Annotated in this window: 18 protein-coding genes; 10 read left to right on the forward strand and 8 right to left on the reverse strand. The window is 73.6% G+C overall.

Annotated features, from left to right (window positions below; translation table 11 throughout):
- Nucleotides 1-63 precede the first annotated feature (63 nt).
- From ACIRG9_RS11710 to ACIRG9_RS11720, 3 genes are all read left to right on the forward strand, one after another.
- A complete protein-coding gene (locus ACIRG9_RS11710) occupies nt 64-1,596 on the forward strand; it encodes an NADH-quinone oxidoreductase subunit M (RefSeq protein WP_402853837.1) in 1,533 nt (510 codons plus the stop codon).
- Nucleotides 1,593-3,146, forward strand: a complete 1,554-nt coding sequence (nuoN, locus tag ACIRG9_RS11715; protein ID WP_402853840.1) for an NADH-quinone oxidoreductase subunit NuoN — start codon at nt 1,593-1,595, stop codon at nt 3,144-3,146. Before ACIRG9_RS11710 ends, nuoN begins: the two co-directional genes overlap by 4 nt.
- An 88-nt stretch (nt 3,147-3,234) precedes the next feature.
- Nucleotides 3,235-4,317 carry a polyprenyl synthetase family protein gene (locus ACIRG9_RS11720; RefSeq protein ID WP_402853843.1) on the forward strand — a complete coding sequence of 361 codons (1,083 nt, stop codon included), beginning with the start codon at nt 3,235-3,237 and terminating at the stop codon, nt 4,315-4,317.
- Between the two features lie 72 nt (nt 4,318-4,389).
- Here ACIRG9_RS11720 and ACIRG9_RS11725 read toward each other — a convergent pair whose 3' ends face one another.
- Nucleotides 4,390-5,595, reverse strand: a complete 1,206-nt coding sequence (locus ACIRG9_RS11725) for an MFS transporter (RefSeq protein ID WP_402853846.1) — start codon at nt 5,593-5,595, stop codon at nt 4,390-4,392.
- Between the two features lie 155 nt (nt 5,596-5,750).
- On the opposite strand from ACIRG9_RS11725, the gene ACIRG9_RS11730 reads away from it, so the two are divergent.
- Complete coding sequence (locus tag ACIRG9_RS11730; protein WP_402853849.1) at nt 5,751-6,533, forward strand: IclR family transcriptional regulator; 783 nt, start codon at nt 5,751-5,753, stop codon at nt 6,531-6,533.
- A gap of 164 nt (nt 6,534-6,697) precedes the next feature.
- Here ACIRG9_RS11730 and ACIRG9_RS11735 read toward each other — a convergent pair whose 3' ends face one another.
- On the reverse strand, nt 6,698-8,833 hold the full coding sequence (locus ACIRG9_RS11735) for a PhoX family protein (protein ID WP_402853852.1): 2,136 nt from the start codon (nt 8,831-8,833) through the stop codon (nt 6,698-6,700).
- A gap of 245 nt (nt 8,834-9,078) precedes the next feature.
- Between ACIRG9_RS11735 and ACIRG9_RS11740 the strand changes: the two genes are divergently transcribed.
- Together ACIRG9_RS11740 and ACIRG9_RS11745 are read left to right on the forward strand one after the other, a co-directional pair.
- On the forward strand, nt 9,079-9,573 hold the full coding sequence (locus ACIRG9_RS11740; RefSeq protein WP_402854267.1) for a sigma-70 family RNA polymerase sigma factor: 495 nt from the start codon (nt 9,079-9,081) through the stop codon (nt 9,571-9,573).
- The gene (locus ACIRG9_RS11745) at nt 9,570-10,259 is read left to right on the forward strand and encodes an anti-sigma factor family protein (protein ID WP_402853855.1); all 690 of its coding nucleotides are present in this window, start codon (nt 9,570-9,572) and stop codon (nt 10,257-10,259) included. Before ACIRG9_RS11740 ends, ACIRG9_RS11745 begins: the two co-directional genes overlap by 4 nt.
- Before the next feature lie 9 nt (nt 10,260-10,268).
- On the opposite strand, the gene rarD is transcribed toward ACIRG9_RS11745, so the two are convergent.
- From rarD to eccE, 4 genes are all read right to left on the reverse strand, one after another.
- Nucleotides 10,269-11,195: an EamA family transporter RarD gene (gene rarD, locus ACIRG9_RS11750; protein ID WP_402853858.1), complete on the reverse strand. Its 927-nt coding sequence runs from the start codon at nt 11,193-11,195 to the stop codon at nt 10,269-10,271.
- Nucleotides 11,192-11,680 (reverse strand): GNAT family N-acetyltransferase, encoded by a 489-nt coding sequence (locus ACIRG9_RS11755; RefSeq protein WP_402853861.1) that lies wholly within the window; start codon nt 11,678-11,680, stop codon nt 11,192-11,194. Before ACIRG9_RS11755 ends, rarD begins: the two co-directional genes overlap by 4 nt.
- 297 nt (nt 11,681-11,977) lie before the next feature.
- Nucleotides 11,978-12,364 (reverse strand): phage holin family protein, encoded by a 387-nt coding sequence (locus tag ACIRG9_RS11760; protein WP_402853864.1) that lies wholly within the window; start codon nt 12,362-12,364, stop codon nt 11,978-11,980.
- Nucleotides 12,365-12,430: 66 nt separating this feature from the next.
- Entirely contained in the window at nt 12,431-14,239 is a 1,809-nt protein-coding gene (gene eccE / locus ACIRG9_RS11765) for a type VII secretion protein EccE (RefSeq protein ID WP_402853867.1), read from the reverse strand.
- Between the two features lie 234 nt (nt 14,240-14,473).
- On the opposite strand from eccE, the gene ACIRG9_RS11770 reads away from it, so the two are divergent.
- Entirely contained in the window at nt 14,474-14,791 is a 318-nt protein-coding gene (locus ACIRG9_RS11770; RefSeq protein WP_402854270.1) for a WXG100 family type VII secretion target, read from the forward strand.
- A gap of 18 nt (nt 14,792-14,809) precedes the next feature.
- On the forward strand, nt 14,810-15,103 hold the full coding sequence (locus ACIRG9_RS11775; protein ID WP_402853870.1) for a WXG100 family type VII secretion target: 294 nt from the start codon (nt 14,810-14,812) through the stop codon (nt 15,101-15,103).
- Between the two features lie 99 nt (nt 15,104-15,202).
- On the opposite strand, the gene mycP is transcribed toward ACIRG9_RS11775, so the two are convergent.
- Nucleotides 15,203-16,429: a type VII secretion-associated serine protease mycosin gene (gene mycP / locus ACIRG9_RS11780; RefSeq protein WP_402853872.1), complete on the reverse strand. Its 1,227-nt coding sequence runs from the start codon at nt 16,427-16,429 to the stop codon at nt 15,203-15,205.
- Between the two features lie 191 nt (nt 16,430-16,620).
- On the opposite strand from mycP, the gene ACIRG9_RS11785 reads away from it, so the two are divergent.
- Together ACIRG9_RS11785 and ACIRG9_RS11790 are read left to right on the forward strand one after the other, a co-directional pair.
- On the forward strand, nt 16,621-19,374 hold the full coding sequence (locus ACIRG9_RS11785; RefSeq protein WP_402854272.1) for an SseB family protein: 2,754 nt from the start codon (nt 16,621-16,623) through the stop codon (nt 19,372-19,374).
- Nucleotides 19,371-19,736: a hypothetical protein gene (locus ACIRG9_RS11790; protein ID WP_402853875.1), complete on the forward strand. Its 366-nt coding sequence runs from the start codon at nt 19,371-19,373 to the stop codon at nt 19,734-19,736. Before ACIRG9_RS11785 ends, ACIRG9_RS11790 begins: the two co-directional genes overlap by 4 nt.
- A 1-nt stretch (nt 19,737) precedes the next feature.
- On the opposite strand, the gene ACIRG9_RS11795 is transcribed toward ACIRG9_RS11790, so the two are convergent.
- Nucleotides 19,738-20,670, reverse strand: coding sequence for an alpha/beta fold hydrolase (locus ACIRG9_RS11795; protein ID WP_402853878.1), 933 nt, complete (start codon nt 20,668-20,670; stop codon nt 19,738-19,740).
- Nucleotides 20,671-20,725: the final 55 nt, after the last annotated feature.

Here is a 20,725-nt window from a genome sequence, read left to right on the forward strand (position 1 = left end):
CGACCTCAACGCGGCCGCCCCCGCCGGCGGGCCACGCAGTCACGACGGAGGTAAGGCCGAATAATGTCCAACTTCCCGTTCCTCTCGGTGCTGACCGTGGCACCGCTGGTCGGCGCCCTGGTCGTGGCCCTGTTGCCGCGGCGTCGGCCGGACCTGGCCAAACTGGTGGCGTTCGGCTGGTCGCTGCTGGTCCTGGTGCTCTCGGTGGTCATGTGGATCGCCTTCCAGGCCGACGGTGACCGGTTCCAGTTCCGCGAGTCGTACGAGTGGATCCCGCGCTGGGGTGCCAGCTTCACCTTCGCGGCCGACGGCATCGCGCTCGTCATGCTGATGCTGATCGCGATCCTGGTGCCGCTGGTGATCCTGGCCTCCTGGCACGACGCCGAGTCGTCCAAGCGGTCGGTGCCGGTCTACTTCGCGCTGCTGCTCATCCTCGAGTGCACGATGATCGGCGTCTTCGCCGCCGCCGACGTCTTCCTGTTCTACGTGTTCTTCGAGGTCATGCTGGTGCCGATGTACTTCCTCATCGGCAGCTACGGCGGCCACCAGCGGCAGTACGCGGCGGTCAAGTTCTTCCTCTACTCGCTGGTCGGCGGCCTGTTCATGCTGGCCGCGGTGATCGGCCTCTGGGTGGTCGGTGGGAAGACCTTCGACTGGCAGGCGCTGGTTCAGGCGGACCTCGACGTCAACACCGCCCGCTGGCTCTTCCTCGGCTTCTTCCTCGCGTTCGCGATCAAGGCGCCGTTCTTCCCCTTCCACACCTGGCTGCCGGACGCCGGTGGCGCGGCCCCGGCCGGCGCGGCGGCGCTGCTGGTCGGCGTGCTGGACAAGGTCGGCACCTTCGGGATCCTGCGGTACTGCCTGCCGCTCTTCCCCGAGGCGTCGAAGTGGTTCGCTCCGTGGGCGCTGGCGCTGGGCCTGATCGGCATCATCTACGCCGCACTGCTGGCGGTCGGGCAGAACGACCTCAAGCGGCTGGTGTCGTACACCTCGATCGCGCACTTCGGCTTCATCGGGGTCGGCATCTTCGCCTTCACCACCCAGGCCGGCACCGGCGCGGTGCTCTACATGCTCAACCACGGTCTGGCCACCGGTCTGCTCTTCCTGGTGGTGGGCATGCTGATCGCCCGCCGCGGCTCGGCGTTGATCAGCGACTTCGGTGGCGCGGGCAAGCTGGTGCCGGTGCTGGCCGGGGTGCTCTTCTTCGCCGGTCTCGCCTCGCTGGCGCTGCCCGGCACGGCACCGTTCGTCTCCGAGTTCCTGGTGCTGATCGGCACGTTCACCACCAACAAGCCGGCCGCGGTGATCGCCACGCTCGGCATCATCCTGGCCGCGGCGTACGTGCTGTGGATGATCCAGCGCACCACCCAGGGCACCCTCAACCCGGCCCTGACCGAGGTGGACGGCATGCGCCGTGACCTCAGCCTGCGCGAGAAGATCGTGGTCGCCCCGCTGATCGCGCTCATCGTGCTGCTCGGCTTCTATCCGAAGCCGGTCACCGATGTCATCAACCCCGCCGTCAAGGCGACCATGCAGGACGTCGGTCGGACCGACCCCGCCCCGACGGTCGGTAGCGTCCAGGAGGCCGCAAAATGACCGAGTTGAAGTTGCCGTCGATCGACTATGCGGCGCTCGCTCCGATCCTGATCATGCTGGGCGCGGCCCTGGTCGGCGTCCTGGTCGAGGCGTTCGTGCCGCGGCGCCTGCGTAACCCGGTGCAGCTGCTGCTCGCCCTGGCAGCGGTGTTCGCCGCGCTGACGATGGTGATCCTCAACGCCGACGACCGGCTGATCACCGCCGGGCAGGCCATCGCGGTGGACGGGCCGACGCTCTTCCTGCAGGGTGCGATCCTCATCCTGGCCGCGATGGCGCTGCTGCTGATCGGTGAGCGGGCGGTGGAGCGGGGTGGGGCCTTCGTGGCCCACGCCGCGGTCACCGCCGACTCGGCCGACGACCGGCGGCAGGCCGAGCGGGCCGGCGGCACCACCGAGGTGTACCCGCTGACCACGTTCGCGATCGGCGGCATGCTGATCTTCGTGGCGGCGAACGACCTGCTGACCATGTTCATCGCGCTCGAGGTCTTCTCGCTGCCGCTCTACCTGCTCTGCGCGCTGGCTCGCCGCCGGCGGCTGTTGAGCCAGGAGGCCGCGCTGAAGTACTTCATGCTCGGCGCGTACGCCTCGGCGTTCTTCCTGTTCGGCGTGGCGCTGATCTACGGCTTCACCTCGGGCACCCCGGGCCGGTCGGCCGGCGTCGACTTCGCCACCGTGCACGCCGCGGTCGGCGACTCCTCGTCCAGCCCGGTGCTGCTCTTCGCCGGCATGGCGCTGCTCGCCATCGGCCTGCTCTTCAAGGCGGCCGCCGCGCCGTTCCACGTCTGGACGCCGGACGTCTACCAGGGCGCTCCGACCCCGGTGACCGGCTTCATGGCCGCCTGCACCAAGGTCGCCGCCTTCGGCGCCCTGCTGCGGGTCTTCCACGTCGCCTTCGCCGGAGCCGCCTGGGACTTCACCCCGGTGCTCGGCGTGCTGGCGGTGCTGACCATGCTGGTCGGCGCGGTCCTGGCGGTCACCCAGACCGACATCAAGCGGCTGCTGGCCTACTCGTCGATCGCGAACGCCGGCTACCTGCTGGTGGGCGTGCTGGCGCCGAGCAAGGACGGGCTCTCCGGCACGATGTTCTACCTGGTCGCGTACGGCTTCTCGGTGCTCGCCGCGTTCGCCGTGGTGACCCTGGTCCGGGACGCCGACGGGGAGGCCACCCACCTGTCCCGCTGGGCCGGGCTGGGCCGCCGGTCGCCGTTCTTCGCCGCGGTCTTCACCTTCATCCTGCTGGCCTTCGCCGGTATTCCGCTGACCAGCGGGTTCACCAGCAAGTTCGCGATCTTCGCGCCGGCGCTGGACGCGAACCAGACCTGGCTGGTGATCGCCGGCGTGCTGACCAGCATGGTGCTGGCCTTCCCGTACCTGCGGGTCGTGGTGATGATGTGGCTCTCCGAGCCGGGCGAGGCGACCCCGACCGTCGCCATCCCGGGTGCGCTCACCTCGGCGGCCCTGGTCATCGGCGTGCTGGCCACGCTGGCGCTGGGCGTCGCCCCGGCACCGCTGCTCGACCTGGCCAACGGGGCCGCCGAATTCGTGCGATGACAGTGGTTCTTCCCCCGGGGGCCGGTACGCGGTGGCGTACCGGCCCCCGGTCCGTATCCCCTTTCCGGGCAGGTCGAACGGGTGTGGCATGGTGGAAGGCGTGGTGATTCCGGCTGGCGAGCGTTCAGGTGTCACCGGCTCCGGCGGTCGTCGGGGGCCGGATAGCACGGGTCAGTTCGGCGCGCTCGGCCTGCACCTTGCCGACCCGCGCGTCGAGGCGTCCGTGCTGGGCCTGCTTGAGCAGGTCGAGAACGAGTTGCGGTCCAGTGTGGCGAGCGCCGACCCGCTCGTCACCGAGGCGGCCCGGCACCTGCTCGAGGCCGGCGGGAAGCGGTTCCGCCCGCTGCTGGTGGCGCTGGGCGCCCAGTTCGGTGACCCGGCCGACGCGCGGGTCGTGCCGGCCGCGGTGGTGATGGAGCTCACTCACCTGGCGACGCTCTATCACGATGACGTGATGGACGAGGCGGCCGTGCGGCGGGGCGCCCCGAGCGCCAACTCCCGCTGGACCAACTCGGTGGCGATCCTGGTCGGTGACTACCTCTTCGCCCGGGCCGCGGACCTCTCGGCCGAACTCGGCCCCGAGGCCGTACGCCTGCAGGCGCGCACCTTCGCCCGGCTGGTGCACGGGCAGATCGCCGAGACGGTCGGCCCGCGCGACGCCGACCCGGTGGCGCACTACCTCCACGTCATCGCGGAGAAGACCGGTTCGTTGATCGCCACCTCGACCCGCTTCGGCGGCCTGTTCGCCGGCGCCTCCGCCGAGCACACCGAGGCCCTGGCCGGGTACGGCGAGACCATCGGGATGGCCTTCCAGCTCTCCGACGACCTGCTCGACATCGCCTCCGAGTCGGGGCAGTCCGGCAAGACGCCCGGCACCGACCTGCGGGAGGGCGTACCGACCCTGCCGGTGCTCTACGCGCTCGCCTCGGACGACTCCGACGCCGCCTCGGTGCGGCTGCGGGAGATCCTGGCCACCGGTGCGCTGGTCGACGATGCCCTGCACGCCGAGGCGCTCGGCCTGCTCCGGGAGTCGCCCGCGCTCAAGCGTGCCCGGGAGACGGTCCGCGGCTACGCCGAGGATGCCCGCGCCCGGCTAGCCCCGCTGCCCGCGAACCCGGCCCGCCACGCCCTCGAATCCCTCTGCGACTACATAGCCGACCGCACCAGCTGACCCCCCCGGCCCCGAGGCGTGATCATGAGGTTGTTGCCATGACATGCCGGGGCAGGGGTAACCACCTCATGATCATCGGGTTGGGGCGGTGAGTGGGGCCGTGGGGCGGGGCAGCAGGCGGCTGGCGGCGAGCATGAGGAGGGCGGCCAGCAGCATGGCGGCCGCCGCCGTCCCCCACATGGTCGGGTAACCGAGCTGGCCGGCGACGGCGCCGAGACCCAGCGGGCCGAGGCAGCCGCCCGCGTACACCCCGGTCTGGGTGATCGAGGTGGCGGCGGCCGGGGCCTGCGGGTGGAGCTTGACCACCGCGAAGTTCACCAGCCCGGGCCAGGCCCAGCCGAGCCCGAAGCCGAGCACCACGCCGGCCACCAGCGGCCCGGTGCCGGCCAGGGCCAGCAGGGCCAGCCCGACCGCGCCGACCACCAGCATCCCGGCGATCAGCGCGACATGCCCGGTCTCGCGGCGGTCGGCGAGCCAGCCGGCACCGACCCGGGCCACCACGCAGACCGCGCTGCCCAGGGTCAGGGTGAGACCGGCCAGGGCCGGGGACAACCCGCGCCCGGCCGACGAGTCCACCACGAAGGTGCCCAGGGCGTTCGCGGCGGCCGCCGCAAGCGTGGCGGCCAGGCCGACCACCACCAGCGCCAGGCTGGCCCCACCCGCCCGCCCGGCGGCCGACCGCCGCCCCGGGGCGCCCTCCGCCCGGGGTACGGCCGGCAGCGCGGCCAGCGCCGCCCCGGCGGCGGCCACGAACGCCCAGCGCCAGCCGGCGGTCAGCGCGATCGCCGGCACCGCCGCGCCGGCCAGCAGGGTGGAGACCGGGATGGCCGCCTGCTTCACCCCGAAGGAGAGCCCCTGCCGGTGGGCGGGCACATGCCGGGCCAGCACGGCGTTGCTGGCGAGCTGCCCGAGCGCGTTCGCGGCGGCGCTCAGCCCGAGCAGGACGACCAGCACCGGGTACGACCGGGCCAGCCCCGCCACGGCCAGCAGCGAGCCGGCGGAGAGCAGGATGCCGGCGCGGGCCACCACGGCCGGGCCGTACCGCTCCACGAGCACGCCGGAGGGGACCGACGCCAGCGCGCTGATCCCGAAGTAGACCGACACGGCCAGGCCCAGCCCGGCGGGGGAGAACCGAAGATCGTCGGCCATCTGCACGGCGAGGCCGCCGACCAGGAAGACCGGCAGGACGCAGGCGATCGTGGTGACCACGGCACCCGCGCTGACGCGGATGGCGGACCGGGACGCGGGGGGTACGGGACGCAGGGCGGTGTCGGTCATGGTGAGGCCAAACCTACGCCGATCACAGTTTGACAGCTGATCGTGTCTGTCGGAGTACGGACTGTGCCCGGTGATCTGGCATCCTCGATCCGAACAGGCATTTCGCACTCGCCCTGATTTTCATATGGTGTAAGTCCCCGGCGGCGGAGGTGGTTGTGCGCGACCCCTTGGCGGAACCCTCGGACCTGATCCGAAGTGTCTCCCGCGCGCTTCGAGTGCTTGAGTCGGTCGGCCGTGCGCCGAGGGGACTCACCGTCAAGCAGATCGCCCGTCGGTGCGAGCTGACCGTCGCCACCACGTACCACCTGGTGCGCACCCTGGCCTACGAGGGCTACGTGATCCGGCGCGAGGACGGGACGTACATCGTCGGGTTGGAGGTGGCCGACCGGTACCGGGAACTGGTGACGGCGTTCCGGGGGCCGCCGGCGGTCGGCGAGTCGCTGCGACGGGCGGCGGCGGACACCGGCTGGAGCCACTACCTGGGGCGCTTCGTGGGCGGCCAGGTGGCCGTCACGGCGGTCGCCGAGGGGCCGCGCTCGCCGTACCTGGAGGACCTGGTGCCGGGCTTCGACGAGGGGGCGCACGCCACCGCCCTCGGCAAGAGCCTGCTCGCCACGCTCACCGCCGACCAGCGTGTCCGCTACCTGCGCGAGTACGGCATGCGCCCGTTCACCACCGCCACCCTGACCACGGCCGAGGCGTTCGAGGCCGACCTGGCCGCCGGTGACCGGCGCGGCATGCAGTTGGAACTGGGGCAGTTCCGCCAGGGGGTGGCCTGCGCCGCCGTGCTGGTCACCCCGGACAAGGACATCGAGCGCCGGGTGGTGCTGGCCTGCGCGCTGCCGGCCGGCGAGATGATGACCTCCGCCCGGGTGGTCCGGGCGAAGCTGCTCAGCGCTGCTCGGGCGATCGCCGACGGCCTCGCGACCGAGCAGTGACCCCGTCGGGCGCCCGGCGGAGAGATGCCCGCCGGGCCCGGAACGGAGGAGGGGTGTCCGCCGGACCCGGAACGGCCGCGACCCGGTGAGGCCGAAGGGCCCCTTCCCGGCGGGGAAAGGGGCCCTTCGGGGGCGGTCCAGCGCCGAACCGCCCGGAGGAGAGGTCAGCTGCCGATCGGGTTGCCGTCGAGGCGCCAGGTGACCACGACGCCGGGCTTGGCGAAGTCACCGTCCGGCCAGGTGGAAGCCGGGTTCTCCACCGTCGCGCCGGTGATCTCACCCGGGTGCTGCACCGCCACGAAGACCGAGCGGTTGTCCTTCGTGATGAACGGGCCGCAGGTCTCGGCGCCGTACGGCACGGTGAGGAACTGCTTCAGGTGGCCCCGCTCCGGGCCCTCCAGCGCGGTGGCGAAGAGGCCGTCGTTGCTGCCCAGGGCGTTGCCGTCGGTGGCGATCCAGAGGTTGCCGGTGGCGTCGAAGGCGACGTTGTCCGGGCAGGAGATCGGCGAGACCTTGCTCTTGTCGTACCCGGCGAAGTGGGTCGACGGGTCGGTCGGGTCGCCGCAGACGATCGGCAGCGACCAGGTGAAGGTCTCGGCGGTGTTGTCGCCGCGGTCCTCGACCAGCTCCAGGATCTGCCCGTGCTTGTTGGCGTTGCGCGGGTTCGCCTCGTCGGCGGCGGCCTTGCCGTCCTTGCCCCGGTCGGTGTTGTTGGTCAGCGCCACGTACACCTTGCCGGTGAGCTCGTTGGGCTCGACGTCCTCCGGCCGGTCCATCTTCGTCGCGCCGACCTTGTCCCCGGCGAGGCGGGTGAAGGTGAGCACGTCGGCCGCGGTCATCCCGTCGACGTACGACTTGTTGCCGCTGACCAGCTTGATCCACCGGCCCCGGCCGTTGAAGGCGCCGTCCGAGGGGAGCTTGCCGGTGCCGTCGATCTCGGCGGCGCTGTTGCCCTCCAGGGCGGCCACGTAGAGCGTGCCGGACTCCAGCAGGGTCAGGTTGTGCCGGCGGGCCACCATGGAGGAGCCCTCCATGAACTTCTTGTCCGAGACGAACTTGTAGAGGTAGTCGAACCGCTCGTCGTCGCCCATGTACGCGACCACGCGGCCGTCCTTCGCCACGATGACGTTGGCGCCCTCGTGCTTGACCCGGCCCAGCGCGGTGTGCTTGCGCGGCTTGCTGTCCGGGTCGAACGGGTCGATCTCGACGATCCAGCCGAACCGGTGCGCCTCGTTCGGGTGCTTGGCCAGGTCGAAGCGCTCGTCGGCGCGGTCCCACATGCGGCTGCCGCTCGGGTACCGCACGTCGGTCGGGATGCCGTACCGGGCCAGCTTCGGCTTCAGCGCCTCCGGCGCGCCGTCCCCGCCGACGAAGTACTGGTTGAAGTTCTCCTCGCCGGAGAGAACCGTGCCCCAGGGGGTCACCCCGCCGGCACAGTTGTTCAGCGTGCCGATCACCGTACGACCCTTCGGGTCGGCGGCGGTGCACAGCCAGGCCGAGCCGGCGGCCGGGCCGGTCAGCTCGAACTTCGTGGCCAGCGCGGTGACCCGGCGGTTGTACTTCCGACCGTTGCGCACCGGCCGCCACTGCCCGGTGCTCTCCACCCGCTCCAGCTCCACCACGGACATGCCGTGCGCGGCCATCGCCACCCGGAGCTGCTCCACCGAGAGCTTGTCCAGGCCGGGGAAGCCGGGGAACATCAGGTCCTCGTTGGTGTACTCGTGGTTGACCACGAGCAGCGCCCGCTTGCGGTCGATCGGCAGCACACCGACGAAGTCGTTGTTGTAGCCGAACTGCATCGACTGGGCGGCGGCGGTCTGGCGGTGCACGTTGAACGCGGGCGCGTCCGGGACGACCGCGTCACCCCACTTGATCACGACCGCGTGGTCGTACCCGTTCGGGACGACCAGGGTGTCGAGCCGGTTCGGCGGGATCGGCTTGAAGGTCAGCGCGCCGTTGCCCACGCCGCCGTTCCCGGCGGCGCCGTTGGCGGCACCGTTGCCGTTGGCGGCACCGTTGGCGGCACCCTTGCCGGGGTCGGCGGCGGCCGGGGCCGCGCCGGCCAGGGCGCCGGCGACGGTGCCGCCGAAGCCGAGGACCAGGGCGCCGACCGCACCGGCCCGGACCACGCCGCGGCGGGAGACCTCGGCGTCGACCAGGTCCCCGAAGTAGGGGTTGTCCGACGGGTTCGGCACCGGGTGGTCGCAGGCGTTGCCGCAGCGGTACAGGCAGGTCATGGCGTCGCGGCTGCCGTGGCGAGTGGCACCCAGCAACGGGAGCAGCCGGGGACGGTCGCTCATCAGAAGGGCCTCCTGGTAGGGACGTGGGTGGCAGGCCGCGAGGAGCGCCCGCCCGCGTATGGGCCGGAGGCTGCCAGGATGCGGTGAGCTGCGATCGGCCCGAACGTTAACCGGATGTGAACAAGTGCGCGGCGAGCCGGCCGGGCTGAACCGATCGGCGGCGTGGCACGTATCCACAGGCGGAAGGCATCCTGGACTCGCCGTACGGGAGCGAGGAGACCGCCATCAGCGACCACGACGCCCAACTGCTGCGCGCGCTGCACGACGAACACGCCGACGCGCTCTTCGCGCACGCTCTCCGGCTGGTCGACGGCGACCGGTCGCGCGCCGAGGACCTGGTGCAGGAGACGTTGCTGCGGGCCTGGCGGCACCCGGGGTCGCTGGACCCGGAGCGGGGCTCGGTCCGTGCCTGGCTGTTCACCACCGCGCGGAACCTGGCCATCGACGCCTGGCGGCGCCGGTCCGCCCGGATCGGTGAGGTCTACACCGACGAACTGCCCGAGCCTCCCGAGACGGTCGACGAGGCGGAGCGCGCGGTGGAGGCGTGGACCGTCGCCGAGGCGCTGAACCGGCTCAGCCCGACCCACCGCGAGGTGCTGGTCGAGTGCTTCTACCAGGGGCGGTCGGTGGCGGAGGCCGCGGCGCGGCTGGGCGTACCGCCGGGCACCGTGAAGTCGCGCACCCACTACGCGCTGCGCTCACTACGTTTGGTGCTGGCCGAGATGGGGGTGACCGAATGACCCGGTGCGAGTTCGCGCACGACGACGGCGCGTACGTGCTGGGTGCCCTCGCTCCCGCCGAACGAGCCGCCTACGAGCGGCACCTGGCCGGTTGCGCCGCCTGCCGCGAGGCGGTGGCCGAGCTCGCCGTGCTGCCCGGCCTGCTGGGGCGGCTCGACCCGGCCGGCCTGGCGGAGTTGCTGCCCTCGGAGACGGAGACCTCCCAGGTGCCCGCGCTGCTCGACAGCGCGCGGGAACGCCGGCTTCGCGAGCGGTCACGGTCCCGGCGACGGTACGCGCTGACGGCGTTCGCCGCGGCCGTCCTCGCCGTGCTGGTCGGGGTCGGTGGGGTGGCCCTGCTCCGCCCGGCCGCCCCGCCGGCCCCGCGGGTGCCGATGGCCGCGATGCGCCCGGTCGCCGGCCCGGTCCCGGTGCACGCCGAGATCGGGCTGGCCAACGCCGACTGGGGCAGCGAGGTCACCATGCACTGCGGTTACGACCGGCGGGCCGGGGACCGGGAGGCGTACACCTTCCGGCTGGTGGCGTACGGCCCGGACGGGGCGAGGGAGCAGGTCGGCTCCTGGTTGGCCGCTCCCGGCGACGACCTGCGGTTCACCGGCGCCACCCGGTTCACCCGGGGCGAGCTGGTCCGCCTCGAACTGCTGCGCGCCGACGACACCGCCGTCCTCGCCTACGACGTCCGCTGATCCGCCTGATCAGTGGGTCGGGGCGGGGACCGGAGTGGTGGCGGCCCGCGCGGCGGCGCGGGTGCGGCGGGCGTTGCGGAGCGCGTCGGCGGTGAACACCAGCAGGGCGAGCCAGACCAGGGCGAATCCGGCCAACCGGGCCGGCGGCATCGGCTCGTGGTAGATCAGCACCCCGCAGCCGAGCTGGAGGATCGGGCCGACGTACTGCAGCATGCCGAGGGTGGACAGCGGCAGCCGGTTCGCCGACCCGGCGAAGAGCAGCAGCGGGATCGCGGTGGCCGCGCCCGCCAGCACCAGCAGCACGGTGTGCCCGGCGGAGACGTGCCCGAACGTCGCCGCGCCGTCCCGGCTGAGCCAGCCCAGGTACGCCAGCGCCGGCAGCGCCAGCACGGCCGACTCGACGAAGAGTCCCTCCGCGGCGGGCAGCGCCAGCCGCTTCTTGACCAGGCCGTACCCGGCGAAGCTGAAGGCCAGCACGAGCGCCAGGTAGGGCGGCCGGCCGTAGTCGATGGTCAGCACCGCCACGGCGAGACCGCCCACGCCGAGCGCCACCCACTGCGCCGGGCGCAGGCGCTCGCCCAGCAGGAAGACCCCGATCAGCACGATGACCAGCGGGTTGATGAAGTAGCCGAGGGCGGTTTCCACCACCCGGTCGGAGTTCACCCCGTAGATGTAGGTGCCCCAGTTCACCGCGATCAACGCGGCGGCCGCGCCGACGGCGGCGAGTGCCCGGGGCCGCCGGGTCAGCGCCCGCAGGAAGCCGATGTTGCGCATCGCCGCCAGCACGAGGGCCACGAAGACCACCGACCAGACGATCCGGTGGGCGAGGATTTCCACCGGCCCGGCCGGGCGGAGCAGTTTCAGGTAGATCGGGAAGAATCCCCAGATCAGGTACGCGCCGAGACCGTACAGGTAACCGAGGCGGGTCTGGTTCACGCCTCCACGGTAAGTGGTGAAGCGGGGTTTTGCTCCTTTCCGGTGATCTGGCTCACCCGCTGGTCGAGCTGCATCCAGCGGTCCGGCTCGACCGGGCTGAAGCCCACCTTGGCGTACACCTCGTGGGCATCGAGCGTGGCCAGCACGATCCGGCGTACGCCCAACTCGGCCAGGTGGTCGCGGACCGCGCCGGCCAGCCAGCTGCCCAGCCCGCGCCCCCGCTCGGCCCGATCCACGTAGACGTCGCAGAGCCAGGCGAAGGTGGCCCGGTCGGTGACCACCCGGGCCACCGCCACCTGCTGCCCGTCGCCGGGCCGGTAGACGCCGAAGCCGATCGAGCCGGCGAAGGCGTGCTCGACGATGTCCCGCTCCCGCCCGATCGCCCAGTACGCGTCCGTCGCGAGCCAGCGGTGCACCCGGTCGAGGTCGAGCCGGGTCGGATCGGTGCTGATCTGGTAGCCGTCAGGGCGGGTCAGAGTGAACACCCTCGTCACGCTAGCGCCGCTCGCCCCGCTCCTCGCCAGCCAATTCCCGGCCACTGGCCCGGCCGGTCGGTCGGTTCAGGGCGACAGCGGCTTGACCCACCGCCGCCACTCGGGTTGGCGTCGGTAGCCGGCGGCCGTCCAGGCCAGCCCGCCCAGCTCGTTGTCGTCGAGCACCAGCGCGTCGGCGCCCCGGCCGCCGAGCCGGGCAAAGCAGCTCGGCGGCGGTCCCGGTCGGAGATCTTGGACAGTTACCGTCCGCTGCCGACGGCAACTGTCCAAGATTCAAGCTTTCGGTCGTCAGTCGCGGTCGAGGACCATGCCGAGGAGCCAGGTCACGATGCTGACGAAGAGCGCGCCCAGCACCGCGGCCGGCCAGAAGCCGTCCACGTGGAACGGCAGCTCCGCCTGACCGGCGATCCAGCTCGTCAACAGGAAGAGCAGGCCGTTGACCACCAGCGCGATCAGGCCGAGGGTGAACAGGTAGAAGCCGCAGCCGACGGTCTTGATGATCGGCTGGAGCACCGCGTTGACCACCCCGAAGATCGCCGCGACCAGCACCAGCGTGGTCACCTTCTCGGTGACCGTCTCGGCGTTCAGGGTGATCCCCGGGATGAGCAGAGTGGCCAGCCAGAAGGCCACCGCCGTCGAGGCGAGCCTGATCAGAAGGCCTTTCAGGAAATCCATGGCCGGGATCGTGCCACGCTCCGTCCACCTGCGGAACCCCGCGGAGATCGACGGACCGCGGCCGGCTCAGCGGCGGATCGGGCGACCGACCAGTTGCGACTCGATCGGCGTCGGCGACAACAGCGCCCAGCGCAGCGCCCGGCGGTTCACCACGGCGACCATCTCGTCCCGGATCCGGGTCAGCCATTCCGCCGAGCCACCGAGTCCCAGGGCGGCACCGGCCAGCGCCGCCTCGCCCGGATCGAGCGGTTGCAGGATCGCCAGGTCGGCCCGGGCCAGCGCGGCCGTGTCGGCCGGAGTGAGCTCGTCGCGTACCACCAGGACGGATCGCCAGGCCACCTCCGGCCCCGCCTCGGGCGACGCCGGCCCGGCGTCGACCACCAGCAGCAACGGGTGCAGCGGTGAACCCGGTGCGCCGCCGACCGGCCGCCCCGGCGGGATCAGCGGCACCGCCCCGCCGGGGCGGCCCACGCCGCGTACGAACGGCTCCCACGCCCGTGGCCGGTTGGTCTGCACCACCACCCGGGCCCCCAGCGCCAGCGCCCGCAGCGCCATGAGCTGGGCGGCGCGTACCCCACCGACGAGCAGCAGCCGGGTCGTCCCGGGACGGAACAGGCGTACGGTCAACGGGCCGCCCTGCCGGTTGGCGCCCACCATCAGGCCGGACTCGCCGAGGCTGAGTTCCAGCGCGTCCAGCTCGGCCGGGGCCGGCGTGGTCGCGGCCCCCGCCGAGGCCAGTGGCAAGGTCGCGGCCAGGCCGGCCAGGTGCTCGCCGTCGAGCCGGCGGATCTCCGCGCCGAGGTCGCCGGCGAGCCGGCGCAGTGCCCGCTCGGCGGCGGACAGCTCCACGGCGGTTTCGGCGGCCAGGCGTACGGTCAGCTCGGCCGGGACCGGCGCGGTGTCGGCTCCGGCGCGTGGGCCGACGCGGAGTGCGACGGTGGTGGCGGTCGCCGGCAGGGCGAGCAGCCGGGGCACCAGCTGCCGGACCCCGTCGGTACGCGGATCCGGCCAGCGCCGCAGCCGCCAGGTGGCCTGCGCCAGCCCGCCCACCGCCAGCGACCCCCAACTCTCGCGGAGCGGCGCGCCGGCGTCGTGGTGGGCCAGTTCGGCGACCACCCGGAGCGCCGCCGCCCCGCCCAGCGGCCGGCCGGCCAGCGGGCCGAGCCGGCGCACGATGCGCCGGACCGCGCCGGAGAGCGCCCGGCGCAGTTCCTCGTCCGACCAACCGTCGGCCCGCAGCACCCGGACGGCCAGCACCGCGCGGGCCCGGCCCGCCAGCCGCCCGTCGGTGAGTTGGCGGTACGACGTCCCGACCGTGCCCATCCCGGCGGCCGGCGCCGGGGCGGGGGAGGCGGAGAGCAGCAGTTGCAGCCGGACCGGTGGGCTCTCCGCGCCGGCCGGCGGCAGCAGGGTCCGCGGCGCGGGCAGGGCCCGCGGGCCGTCACCGAGCAGGTCGCCGGGGTCACCGACCTCCAGCAGCGCGGTCATCCCGTCGGCGTCGTCGACCACCGCGGCCGGATCGCCGGCGAGGTCGACCGGGCGGACGGTGGCGCCGGGGGCCGTCAACTCCAGCACCGCGCCTGCCCCGGAGGCCGCCGGCAGGGAGCGCCGGTGGGTCAGGTGCGCCAGCCCCACCAGCAGCCACTCGTAGAGCCACCGGCCGCGGAACCGCACCCAGGCGGCGGGCAGCAGTAGTGTCGCCGACAGCGCGGCTGCCACGGTGACCGCCGCTCCCCGGCCGGCGGCGGCGACCAGCAGCGCCACCGCGACCTGCGCCGCCGCCACCTGCCCGGCCCGTACGCCCGGCACGGGACGGATCCGCTGTGCTGGCCGCCCGGGCGCCGGTGCCGGCCGTCCGGTCGTGGTCGCCGTCACCGCGCCTCCTCCGCCTGTTCACCGCGTGACGTTGGCGTGGCTCATGGTAGGCCTTCCGTTGTCCACAGGGGAGCGGAGGGGGTAGCACAACCGAAGTCGGACGACTACCGTCAGCGACGAGTTCCGCCGAGTGCGCGCCGTTCCCACCCCACCATTTGCGGATCCGCGCCCGGCGAGTCCCTGGCGGTCGCTGCGGCGACCAGCCACGACCGAGGAGACGAGGTGACGTCCCGGGTGTCCCAGACCCAGGCAGAAGCCGCGGTGATGCAGCAGACCGCCGCGAAGTTCGAGCAGGTGGACCAGTCGTTGCAGAGCATGCTCAGCGGCCTGATGGCCGAGTTGGAGGTGTTGCAGCAGGCCTGGCGAGGCGCCGGTGGGCGCTCGTTCGAGCAGGTGAAGCAACAGTGGGCTCAGGACCAGGCGGCGCTGCAGCGGGCCCTGCGCGAGACGGCCACCGCGATCCGCACCGCTGGAGCGCAGTACGACGTCTCGGACACCGAGGCCGCCGGCCGGGTCGCCAGCACCCATCGCAGCATCCAGCTGCCGCTCTGACAGGGAAGGACGGATCCGATGGACCACGGTGTGCTGGTCGTCAACTTCGCCGCGCTGCAGCAGGCCGGCGCGGACATCCAGAAGGCGCTGAACATGCTCGACAGCCAGCTCGGGCAGCTCGAACGGGACGCCGCGCCGCTGGTCGCGAGCTGGGACGGCGAGGCCCGCCAGGCGTACGAGCAGCGGCAGGCGCGGTGGCGGGCCGCCTCGCAGGACCTGCAGGCCATGCTGCGCGACATCAAGCTTGCGGTGGAGGACTCCGCCGCCGACTATCTCGACACCGAGAAGCGGAACGCCAACCTGTTCCAGTAGTCGTCGCCGCCCGCGTCCAAGGCCCGCACAGCCGCCCGGAGGAGACGCTCGGCCTCCCCACGGTCGTGCTGACCTTGGACGCGTGGCGCGTGACGTGGGTCAGGCCGGGCCGGCCGGGCGCCAGCGGCGCCGGGCCCCGCGCGGCAGCACCACGGCGAGCAGCACGACCATGCAGGTCGCCGCCCCGGTCACGCCGGCCACCAGCAGTGCCCGGTCCCGGGCCGCCGCCCGTCGCGTCCGCTGCGCCACCTCCGCCGGGTCCGGCCGGTCCACCGGCAGCGCCGCGCCCCGGTGTGGGTGCGCCACCGCCGGCCCGGCCGACTCGGTGATCGCTCGGTACGGGTTCAGCACCCCGGCACCGGACCCGCCTCCGCTCCCCGGGGCCGGGTCGGCGCTGTCCACGATCCGCCGGGCCACCTCGGCGGCGGTCAGTTCGGGGCGATACTGCCGCAGCAGCGCGGCGGTCGCGGCCACGAACGGCGTCGCGTAGCTCGTCCCCTCCGCCCGGTGATGTCCCTGCCCGGGCGCCGCCATCAGCACGTCGCTGCCGGGTGCCACCAGATCGACGTACGGGCCGGTCTGGGAGAACGTGGAGCGGACACCGTCCGCGCCGATCGCACCCACCCCGAGCACCCCGTCGTACGCGGCCGGGTAGGGCCGGGGGTTGCCGCTGTCGTGCAGGTTGCCGGCGGCGGCCACCACGACGACGTCGTGGCGCACCGCGTAGGCGATCGCGAGCCGGACCGCGGGGTTGTCCACGTACAGCACGACGGAGAGGTTGAGCACGTCGGCGTCGTGGTCCACCGCCCACCGGATGGCCCGGGCGAAGTCGGCCGCGCCGACCGTACGCCCCGACTCCCGCCCCTCGACCACCTGCTGCTCGCTGACCCGTACCGGCAGGATGCGGACGTCCGGGGCGAGTCCCCGGAACGCCACTCCCGGCCGGGGTGTCGCCGTGATGATGCTCGCCACGCCGGTGCCGTGCCCGGCGCAGTCCCGCGTGCCGTCGCCGCCCGGATCGAGGAAGTCGGCGCCGGCGAGCACCCGCCCGGCCAGCTGCGGATGGGTGCGATCCACCCCGGAGTCGACCACCGCTACGGTCACCCCGACGCCGGTGGCGAGCGGGGCGAGGCGGTCTGGCGCGTACCGTTGCTGTGGCCACGGCTGGTCCGCCACCGGGCGGGCCGGGGCGGGCGGCGTGGCGCAGGCCGACGCCGCCCGGGCCGCCGCCGGACCGGCGATCGGCACGGCGGTGAGGACGGCCGCCAGGCCGGCCAGGGCCCTTGACGCAGGGCCCAGGGCCGGTCGCGCGATGGGCCGGGACATCGACCGCCTCCGTAACGTGTCGGCTCCGGAACAGGATGTTAGCGGCCTGCGGGCGGCCCCGCGCACCACTGCCGGCCAGCCATTGTGATCTTGTTACCACCTTGTAGGTTGTAGGCGATGCCTGTGGCCTGTTCGCTGAAGGAGAGGTGGCCGTGACCGGATGGGAGCCGGCCACCGAGGCCGAGGTGGCGATGCGTGACGCGTTGCATGCGCAGGATCAGCAGCTCTACTTCCGCGTCCTGACCCGCGTCGATCTGCTGCTGCCGGTCGCCGCCGAGGCGCCCGGGCAGGCCCCGGTGGGCTGGGGCACCTGGACCACCGGGGGCCGGACGCACATTCTCGCCTTCACCTCCGTCACCGCGCTGCGGGCCTGCCTGGGCGAGAACGCCGGTGCCACCCGCCGCCTCCCCTACGCGGACCTGGCCGCCGGCTGGCCGAACCACGAGTGGTGGCTGGCCGTCAATCCCGGCCTGCCGATCGAGGGCTACCTGCCCGCCTGGTACGTGGCGCAGCTCTCCCGGGGCGACGTCCGGCTGCCGGGCCGGACCATGGGTGCCCGCGCCCGGCTGGAGCGGGTGGAGACGGCCGCCCGGCTCCGCGCCGGCACCGGCACACCCGGCCGGGCCGCCACACCGTCGTCGCTCCCCGAGGCGTTCGCAGGTCGGGCCCCGGCCGCACCGGTCCCATCCAGCTCGGGCGGCCGCACTCCGGCAACCGGGGACGAGCCGCCGACGATGCCGATCCCCGCGCCGGCCGCCCCTCCCGCCGCGCCCCGCGCGGCAGGACGGGTCGGTTCAGCGGCGGTCCACCGGCCGGCGCCGGCGATCGACCACCCGACCCCACCCAACCAGCGTCCCGGGGATGACGGGCCGGCCCGCGACGGCTGGCCAGCCCGGCCACACCGCACCGATTCCGGCGGCGGCACCACCGGCCCAGCCGGTGATCGGCCCGAGTCCGGCTCCGACAGCCTCTCCGGCTGGCTCAACGACCTGCGCCGGCGTCCGGACGAGTCGGACCCGTTCGCCGACGCCGGGCGTACCGGTTCGGCGAACGGCCGGACCGGCGAGCCCGCGCCACCCCCCGCCCGGTCGTTCTTCGAACCCGCCTCGGGCCGCGCGTCCCGCCGGACGCCCACCCCGGACCCCCGCCGGGCCGGTGAGCGTGCCGTTTCGCCCTCCCCGGACCCGGCCCTCCAGTCGGGTGAGCGTGCCGTCCCGCCTCCCCGGCTCGGCCAGGGCGGCCAGCCGTTTCCGCGCCGCCGCCCGCTGAGCGAGCCGGTGCCGGAGCGGCCCACCCGACCGTCGGGAGCGGATCCCGGAGAGGCCACCCAGGCGTTGCACCCGGAAACGGCCTGGCCGTTCCGATCCACCCCGAGCCCGGCCGCGGAGGCGACCCAGGCACTGCCCCGTCGGCACCCCGTGGCTGGCGACGGGCCGGGAGCGGACGAGCGGACCCAGCCGATTCCCCCGGGTGCCAACGCCTTCGCGCCGGCCGGGACGGGTGATCTGCCCCCGTCGATCACCGAGCCGGTGTCCGGCCCACCCCCGTCGCACCGGGGTTTCAAGCCGATCGTCATCGAGGGCACCGTGATCGAATCCCGGGACCTCACCGGGCCCGCGGAGCCGACCTGGGACCCCCCGGCCTCCGGCGCGCCGCCCGAGCCGTACACGGTGCCGACCCTTCCCGCCGCCTCGGCGATGGCGACCGCGACCGGCTCGCCGCACCGGACCGACGGCGACGAGGCGGGCACGCCCTGGGCCGGCCCCGCCGACCCCACCATGCCGATCACGATCGATCCACCGGCCGAGCCGAACGTTCCGCTGTTCGAGGCGCCCGCGCCGCCGGCCGAGCCGACGGTTCCGCTTGTCGAGACGCCCGCGCCGGCTGCGTCGTCCGCCGCGCCGGAGCCGGCGGTGCGCGCCGGACCGGAGCCGGAGCCGCCGGTGCCGGCACCGCCGACGCCGGTGCCGCCCGACTTCGTGCCCTCGAACGGCGTCGAGGAGGAACTGCTCACCGCGGCGGGCAGCGGCAGCACCGACAGCTTCCTCTCCACCCTGCTGCTGGCCCGGGTGCTGCTGCCCGTCGCGGCCGACTCCGTGCCTGGCAGCCGCCCCGGCGATCCCGGCTTCGTCTGGCGGACGGAGCAGCTCGACGGCGAGACGTACGTGGTGGTCTACAGCTCGCCGGAGCGGCTGGCCGACCGCGTCGACGGGCCGGTCGACACGGTACGGGTGAAGTTTGTCCAGCTCATCCGCCGCTGGCCGGACGAGAGCTGGTCGTTCGCGGTGAACCCGGGCACCCCGGTCGGGGCGAAGTATCCCGGCGAGCAGGTCCTCGCGCTGGCCAACTGGGCCGCCGAGGTGGGGCTCGGTGACGACCCGGAGGGCGAGCCGGAACAGCCGCCCGCCGAGGCCGAACCCACCTCCGTGACCCGGCCCGCCGCGCCGCCGGTCGACCCGAACCTGCCGGTGACCATGCAGAAGGCGCTCGCTCCGAGCCAGCTCGCCTACTACCTGGAGCGCGGCTACGACCGGGTGTCCGGCTTCGTGCACCGGGCCGGCGAACTGGCCCACCTGAGCACCCCGGCGCAGCTCTACGACGCGCTCGGCCTGGGCCACCCCGACTCGCTGTTCGCCCGGGACGCCGAGGAGATCTACGTGCTGCGCTGGCCGGCGTACCGGCCGAGCCTCTACCGCATCCCGTACGGCGGCCAGAACGAGGCCGCGATGCGGGCGATGGAGGGCTGGGTGATCGAGCGTCCCCCGTTCCGCGGCAACGGTTTCGCGCCGGGGGAGAGCAGCGACGTGGTCGCCGAGTTCAAGGTGGACAGCGCCCGGCTGCCGCACGGGGCGCAGCTGTGCCGGATCGGCGCGGACGGCAGCGACCGGGTGGTGGCGGCCCTGGACACCGACGCGCTGCTCTGGCGACAGGTGGGTGACCCGTGAGCCGCGACGGCTACGTGGCCCGCTGGCGGGGCCGGGAGTACCAGGCCAGCCCGGACGGCGACGACGTCCGGCTCTACCAGCCCGAACCGGGCGAGGGCTTCGAGGAGGTACGCCCCGGCCGGCACGTCCGGGTGGTGCCGGCCGCCCAGGTCGACGAGCTGGCGTACGTCCGGACCACCTGCACCTGGCAGGGGCAGCCGTTCATCGTGCTGGCCGAGCACGACGGCTGGCTGCGGGTGGAGTACACCGGCGGCCGGTGGCCGGTGGCCCGCGCGTTGGGTCTGGAAGCCTTCGACTTCGGGGTCTATCAGGGCTGGGCGCCGGCGAGCGAGGTCGTCGACCTGCGCGAGCAGCGGGTGTGAGTCAGGACTTCGCCCAGCGGAGGATCTCTCCGAGCACCACGTCCGGGACCTCCACGTGCGGGAAGTGCCCGACCCCGTCGAGCAGCCGCCACTCGTACGGGGCGGTCACGTAGCGGCCCGAACCCTGGGCGGTACGCGGCAGGGACGAGCGGTCGAGAGCGCCGTGCAGCTGGAGGGTCGGCGTGACCAGCGGCCGCTGCATCAGCTTGACGAACCGGTAGCCGTGCAGCCGCAGCACCGACCGGAACGCCCACCGGTAGCCCTCCAGGGCGCAGAAGGCCGCCTGCGGGATCTGCATCGCCTCCCGGCAGCTGCGGGCGTACGCCGCGAAATCGGGGCTGTTCACCCAGCGTGGCCCGCCCCAGCGGCGCAGGATCGCCTCGACCTCGGCCGCGTCGTCCCGGGTCAGCACGTGCTCGTACCGGGGAAGCTGGAACTTCAGGGTCGGGGTGGAGGCGGCGAACTGGCCACGCGGGTCGGCGAAGATGGCGGCCCGTAGCCGGAGCGGGTGCGGCGCCCCGAGCACCACCAGCCGCCGGACCAGGCTGGGGTGGAACGAGGCCGCGGTCCAGGCGATGAGGCCGCCGGCCCCGGAGCCGACCAGGGTCGCCGACCGTTCGCCGAGCGCCCGGATCAGGCCGGCCACGTCGGCGGCGAGGGTGTAGCCGTCGTACCCCCGGGGTGGCTTGTCGCTCGCGCCGTATCCACGCAGGTCCATCGCGACCGCCCGGAACCCCGCGTCGGCGACCGCCGGCAGCAGTTCCTGCCAGGCCAGCCAGTATTCCGGAAAGCCGTGGAGGAAGAGCACCATCGGGCCGGTGCCGGCCTCGACGACGTGGAAGCGGCTCCCGTTGGCGCCGACGAACCGGTGCGTCCACGGCCCGTCGGGGAGGACGCAGGACTCGTCGACGGGTCCGCTTCGCTGGTCGGTCATGTGGCACAGCCTAGGGCCGGCAGCGCACCGGTTGCCGCGTAGGTGGCGAGGATCA

The sequence above is a fragment of the Micromonospora sp. NPDC093277 genome (genome assembly GCF_044765245.1).
Lineage (GTDB): Bacteria > Actinomycetota > Actinomycetes > Mycobacteriales > Micromonosporaceae > Micromonospora.

Bases quoted from the DNA above. Each gene is read 5' to 3' on its own strand.
- ACIRG9_RS11710 (WP_402853837.1), top strand. From the start codon at position 64: ATGTCCAACTTCCCGTTCCTCTCGGTGCTGACCGTGGCACCGCTGGTC.
- nuoN (WP_402853840.1), top strand. From the start codon at position 1,593: ATGACCGAGTTGAAGTTGCCGTCGATCGACTATGCGGCGCTCGCTCCG.
- ACIRG9_RS11720 (WP_402853843.1), top strand. From the start codon at position 3,235: ATGGTGGAAGGCGTGGTGATTCCGGCTGGCGAGCGTTCAGGTGTCACC.
- ACIRG9_RS11725 (WP_402853846.1), bottom strand. From the start codon at position 5,595: ATGACCGACACCGCCCTGCGTCCCGTACCCCCCGCGTCCCGGTCCGCC.
- ACIRG9_RS11735 (WP_402853852.1), bottom strand. From the start codon at position 8,833: ATGAGCGACCGTCCCCGGCTGCTCCCGTTGCTGGGTGCCACTCGCCAC.
- ACIRG9_RS11745 (WP_402853855.1), top strand. From the start codon at position 9,570: ATGACCCGGTGCGAGTTCGCGCACGACGACGGCGCGTACGTGCTGGGT.
- ACIRG9_RS11760 (WP_402853864.1), bottom strand. From the start codon at position 12,364: ATGGATTTCCTGAAAGGCCTTCTGATCAGGCTCGCCTCGACGGCGGTG.
- ACIRG9_RS11775 (WP_402853870.1), top strand. From the start codon at position 14,810: ATGGACCACGGTGTGCTGGTCGTCAACTTCGCCGCGCTGCAGCAGGCC.
- mycP (WP_402853872.1), bottom strand. From the start codon at position 16,429: ATGTCCCGGCCCATCGCGCGACCGGCCCTGGGCCCTGCGTCAAGGGCC.
- ACIRG9_RS11785 (WP_402854272.1), top strand. From the start codon at position 16,621: ATGCGTGACGCGTTGCATGCGCAGGATCAGCAGCTCTACTTCCGCGTC.
- ACIRG9_RS11795 (WP_402853878.1), bottom strand. From the start codon at position 20,670: ATGACCGACCAGCGAAGCGGACCCGTCGACGAGTCCTGCGTCCTCCCC.